Origin of the sequence: Photobacterium sp. WH24, assembly GCF_019204055.1 — a bacterium.
Classification (GTDB): Bacteria; Pseudomonadota; Gammaproteobacteria; order Enterobacterales; family Vibrionaceae; genus Photobacterium; species Photobacterium arenosum.
In genome coordinates this window covers 1-5,799 of record NZ_JAGSOZ010000037.1, presented here as the reverse complement: position 1 = coordinate 5,799, position 5,799 = coordinate 1, and the positions used below count along the sequence as shown (strand labels likewise).

Genomic DNA, 5,799 nt, shown 5'->3' with positions numbered 1-5,799 from the left:
CTGGTTGATCTTGAGCAGCCACAGATCCTGAACGTTCATACAGTTCAGCTACCTTTGGCCCCAGAAGCAGGAAAATACTTCATTCGAGCTACAGCAGATATTGTTGACTTGAATCTGGACAGTTCCAAGATTATTTCGATCCTTGACAATGGTGTTGAGCAAATTGCAGCGCTTAGTTTTAGTGCACCGCCTGATCACAGTGATACCTATAGCTTTGACTTTAATGTAGCTCCAGGTAACTACAACTTAATAATTAAGGCGGCCGATCTTGCTGGAAATGAAAAAATTTCTACCACAGAAAGCATTGTTGTTGAGTCGTGGACTGTGCCGACAATGAGCATGAGTGTCCGCGACCCGGATACAGCCGAGGTTGGTGGCGGAAAAACTATCTGGTTAGATCTCCATTTCTCGGAAATGGTTGACGGTTTTTCTCAGGATGATCTTATTGCAACGGCATCAGCGGGTGGTGAAGCAGGTATTTTCAGTGAGTTTAACCAGTTGTCTGCTACCCATTGGCAGGTGCGTTATACCGCTCCGGCAGGTGTTGATACTGACATCGCAATTCAGGTATCAGAAGGAAGTTACACCGCGGCAGATGATTATATGCCGGGAAGTGGATCAAATCTCAGTTTGACCGTTATTGGAACCCCTTTATTGACGAGCATCTCTTTTCAGGATGGGAACACTCAGGTCATTAAAGGGGAGATTATTGAGGTTACAATTGTCTTCAATCGACCGGTGTTGACAGAGCCTGTGTTAACGCCAGCAAATACTGAATTTATCAGCTTCTGGTCTGCTCCTGTGATCAATGCGGACAGGACGGCATTTACTTTTGAACTAGACACAACCGAATTAGATTATGGTGAGAGTGTGATTGGTGTAGAAGCCGGAGATCAGGATCAATACGGAAATATGGGGCAGTCAGTAACGGCAATGTTAACCGTAAATTAATCATCATTTGATGAGTGATTAGATGTTTAAACAGCCATCTTTGCTGAAGCTAAGGTGGCTGTTTTTTTGTAGCGTTCGGTTTAATGGCGATAATCTTTACGGCGTGATCTCATACTTCTTGATTTTATGATTGAGCGTACTCACAGGGACAGCCAGCGATTCAGCGGCTTTTCGGGTCTGCCAGTTAAAACGCTCCAGAGTTTTGATAATGACATCCCGCTCGTACTGATTGACCGAATCTTTTAATGATCCGGCGTCAATCTCGGGTAATTCAACCTCAAAAATCGTTTCTTCGGGGATATCAGCAGGAATAAAGGTATCCATTTCACCCAGTTCCAGTGCGTCTACCGTTTCAAAATCCGACAGCAAAACCGCTCGCTCTATGACATTTCTCAGCTCCCTGACATTACCCGGAAAGCCGTACTCCAGCAGTTGCTTGCGGGCTTTTTTGCTCAACACCGGCTCGCTGTCCAGCTGCATTTTCTGGCTGGTATGCGTAATAAAGTGCTCTGCCAGTGGCAGAATGTCATCCTGACGTTCACGCAGTGGCGGCAGATTAATCGGAAAGACATTCAGACGGTAAAACAGGTCGGCGCGAAACTCGGCTTTCTGGATTTTATCCATCAGATTACAGTGCGTTGCCGCAACCACACGAACATCAATACTGCGCTCTTCACTGCTGCCAATGGCACGGAATTTACGTTCTTGTAATACACGCAGTAACTTGGCCTGGAGCAGCAGTGGCATATCACCGATTTCATCAAGAAAAAGCGTGCCGCCATCGGCAGCTTCAAACAGACCAATTTTGTCTTTATCAGCGCCGGTAAAAGCGCCTTTTTTATGACCAAACAGCTCCGACTCGAGCAATTGCTCCGGGATAGCCGCGCAGTTCTGCGCGATAAAGGGTTTATCTGAGCGATTGGAATTGTCGTGAATATAGCGGGCAATCACTTCCTTGCCAGCGCCGGTTTCGCCTCGCAGCAACACATCAACCGGTAAGGTCAGAATGCGTTGCAGCCGCTCCAGTACCTGACGCATCGGTTCGCTTTCCGCAATCGGCCCATCATAGTTGGGCTTTTTACGGGCTTTCAGCTGCTGATTTTCGCGGTTAAGCGCCGCATTGTCGGCTTCTAAATTGCGCAGGCTGGTGTGGTAAGTGTCCAGCAGGGTGGCTTGACGAATACTGGTGCCAGCCAGTTTGGTAAAGACAGACAGTGACTGTTCATCATCGATCAGGCATAAGTCGAACAACACCAGTAATCCAACGGTGAGGTTCTGGTGATCTTTCAGCGGCCAGGCCAGCAGGTTGGCACTGTGCAGACCCATAGCTGCTTCGTTCTGATAAATCAGATCACAGTTATAGCCGGAGTAGGTGTACAGATCGTTGATCAGGACGATCTCGCCAGAAGTGATGGCATAACCCAAAGGGTCATTATCTTTGAGCATATCAAGCTGCATTGGCAGCCAGGTATGGTCAATAATGGCTTGCTCATGCTTGTGTACGCTGAGGGGAACTAATGCCTGTCCGGTTTGGTCCAGCACGTACATGATGCCGTGCTTCGCCTGAGTCAGTTGTCGTGCCGCAGCCAGAATGGCGTCCATAGTGGACGCCAGCTGTGTACGGTCTGACAATGTCTGACTGATTGCCAGTAGCAGGTTATTGAGTTCTCCAGAATTAACTGAAGGCATACTCGATCGATCCTTGTTCATCAACAGAAACTGTCAGTGTGGTGTGAACACTTTCTTCACCCTGATGCCCCAACAATTCATTGGAGAGCTGAGGCAGAAGCTGACGGTTGATCACTGCATCGATATTACGTGCACCGGTTTCGCTCAGTCGGCAATGGCCCAGCACAAAGTCGACCAGATCCTGTTCAAAGGCCAGCGTCAGGTCGTGATTGGCTTGCAGGCGGGCGCCGAGTTTGCCCAGCTTGTGCTGAATAATGTCGGTCATCGCCTCATCGGCCAGGGGCAGATAAGGAATCACGTTCATTCGGGCCAGCAGTGCCGGTTTGAAATAGCGGTTCAGTGTCGGACGAATGGCATCAGCAATCTGCGGCGCGGTGATGTCGCCGCTTTGCTGAGTCAGCGCTTCGATTTCTTGCGTCGCCAGGTTACTGGTCATCAGGATCAGGGTGTTTTTGAAGTCAATTGCCCGGCCTTCGCCGTCGTTCAGTGTGCCCTTGTCGAAGACCTGATAAAACAGGTTCATCACTTCCGGATCGGCTTTTTCCACTTCATCCAGCAGCACCACAGAATACGGGCGTTGACGGACGGCTTCAGTCAGCATGCCACCTTCACCGTAACCCACGTAACCCGGCGGTGAACCGATCAGGCGCGAAACGGTGTGCTTCTCCTGGAACTCAGACATGTTGATGGTCGTCATAAAGCGGTCGCCACCGAACAGCTGATCAGCAATGACGCGGGCCGTTTCCGTTTTACCTACACCACTCGGACCGACCAACAGGAAGACGCCCATAGGAGCATCCGGATTCATCAATCCGGCTTTGGCGGCGCGGATGCCTTCACTGAGCGAGCTGATCGCAAACGGCTGGCCCTTGATCACGCTTCCCAGTGACTCATCTAATTGCAGCACCGAGGAAGACTCGTCTTTTAATACTTTACCGACTGGTACGCCGGTCCAGTCTGCGATGACCTGGCTGATTTCTTCGGGGCCAACTTCAAAGTGAACCAGCACTTCGTTTGTACGGCAGGCATCCAGTGCTTCCTGACAGCGCAGAATGGCAGCACGAATTGAGGCTTCATCCATATCTGTTGCGTTGTCATCCGCTTCGTCTTCAGCAGAGGCTGTCTCTGTGGCTTCGCCAGTGGCAATATGCAGCTTCTGGCGCAGGCTGATCATTTCATCAATCAGAGACTTCTCTTGATGCCATTGGGCTGTCAGTGCTGTCAGTTCATGGTTCAAGTCAGTGATCTGGTTTTCAATCTGCGGGATAAGGGACACATTTTTCTTATCGCCGGTTTGTTGCAGCTCGTCGCGCTTCAGACCGTCCAGCTCCCGGTTGAGCGAGGCAATCTGTTGCTGCAGGCTTTCAACCGGCGCGGGGGTTGCTCGCAGGCTGATATTGACGCGGGCACAAGCGGTGTCGAGCACATCAATGGCTTTGTCCGGCAGCTGACGACCGGAAATATAGCGAGAAGACAGCTCGGCCGCACAGGCGATGGCGTCATCCCGCACATAAATATTGTGGGCTTTTTCATAAGCCGGACGCAGGCCGCGAATAATCAGGGCAGCCTCTTTCGGTGAAGGTTCGTCTAACTTCACCAATTGGAAGCGGCGGGCCAGCGCCGGATCTTTTTCAAAGTATTTTTTGTATTCCGACCAGGTGGTTGCCGCGATGGTTTTCACTTCACCCCGTGCCAGCGCGGGTTTGAGCAGGTTAGCGGCGTCACTGCCACCGGCCTGATTACCGCCGCCAACCAGCGTATGGGCTTCATCAATGAAAAGAATAATAGGCGTCGGTGAGTTTTTGACTTCATCAAGGACGCCATTCAGGCGTTTTTCGAACTCGCCTTTTACACTGGCACCGGCTTGCAACAAACCCATATCCAGGCCGAACAGTTCGACGCCTTTGAGGATATCCGGCACATCGCCTTCAACAATTTTCAGCGCCAGGCCTTCTACCACGGCGGTTTTGCCGACACCCGGTTCACCGACTGCAATGGGATTATTCTTACGGCGACGGGCGAGAATATCGATGATCTGGCGAATTTCCCGGTCGCGGCAGAACACAGGGTCGATCTTACCTTCACGGGCTTTACCGGTGAAATCTATGGTGAATTTACTCAAAGCAGTGCCTTCCTGGCGCGGATCGCTGCTCTCGGTATTGGCAACCTGCGCTTCAATGGAATCTGCGGTGAACTGATCAAAGTTTCGTTTCAGGGTTTCGCTGTTGATCGGTTCGAACAAGCTCTGAATGTCATGCTGGCCGTAACGTACCGGGTTTTTAACCAGTGTCAGCAGTAATGCCCCGGTTCGGATTTGTTGCTGCCCTAAGTCGATGGATGACATCAGCCAGGTTTCCTGCAGCCATTCAATCAACAGGGCAGAAAAGACAGGTTTACCACCGGCCGATTTATCACTGCGCTGCAGCGAAGCATTCAGTGACTGGCGAATTAAATTTTCGGAGCAGTCAAAACTTGCCAGAATTAAGTCGAAATCACTATTTGGGCGTTCAAGCAGACTAAGCAAATAATGCTCAATCGATACTTCCGTTGAACGTTCAGAAACAGCGAGTGCGGCTGCATCTTCCAGTGCGACTTTCGCAATAGGATGCAGGCGTTGAATCAGAGAAGCTAAATTTACGTTAATCATAGGCCCATCAAATTCGAATCAGGTAAAGCCCGGATTATAATCAGATTTTAAAAAGGCCGATGGCCGAAACCAGTGCGATAAGTCGCTGTATTAGTGACTATTTTAATACTTGGTGGCAATTAGCATGGGTGCATGGTGGTAAGGGGTTTCACTATGAGCTTTTTAATAGGAAAAAGCACTGTAAAGGCAGGCAATTTAACGGATGTCGAAAAATGTGGCAGAGGTTTAAGATTTCACTAAATAAGCGAGAGCTGGCCAGATAAATTGGCGTTTATATAAAAAGAAGAAAGACAGTTAAAAGAAAAATATGGGTGTGAAAATGGTTGCTGCAAATTTCGGGTTAAAAAAACAAAAAATTAGAAAATTTCCCAAAAAGTTGGCAACAAAAATGAGTTTAAAATTCACGAAAAATCGTAACTGTTTGTTTTTGATGTGTTTTTAAAGTTGGCACGGTGGTTGCTATATATTAATCATCGCAAAGAGCAGCGTTATGCTCTACTTATCGAAATGAT

Annotated in this window: 3 protein-coding genes; 1 reads left to right on the top strand and 2 read right to left on the bottom strand. The window is 49.1% G+C overall.

Annotated features, from left to right (window positions below):
* On the top strand, nt 1–951 hold a 951-nt coding region (locus tag KCG43_RS21165), incomplete at its 5' end, for an Ig-like domain-containing protein (protein WP_218387437.1).
* 96 nt (nt 952–1,047) lie between these two features.
* Here the strand turns inward: KCG43_RS21165 and KCG43_RS21160 are convergent.
* The gene (locus KCG43_RS21160; protein ID WP_218387436.1) at nt 1,048–2,640 is read right to left on the bottom strand and encodes a sigma 54-interacting transcriptional regulator; all 1,593 of its coding nucleotides are present in this window, start codon (nt 2,638–2,640) and stop codon (nt 1,048–1,050) included.
* Entirely contained in the window at nt 2,627–5,287 is a 2,661-nt protein-coding gene (tssH, locus tag KCG43_RS21155; protein ID WP_218387435.1) for a type VI secretion system ATPase TssH, read from the bottom strand. Before tssH ends, KCG43_RS21160 begins: the two co-directional genes overlap by 14 nt.
* Nucleotides 5,288–5,799: the final 512 nt, after the last annotated feature.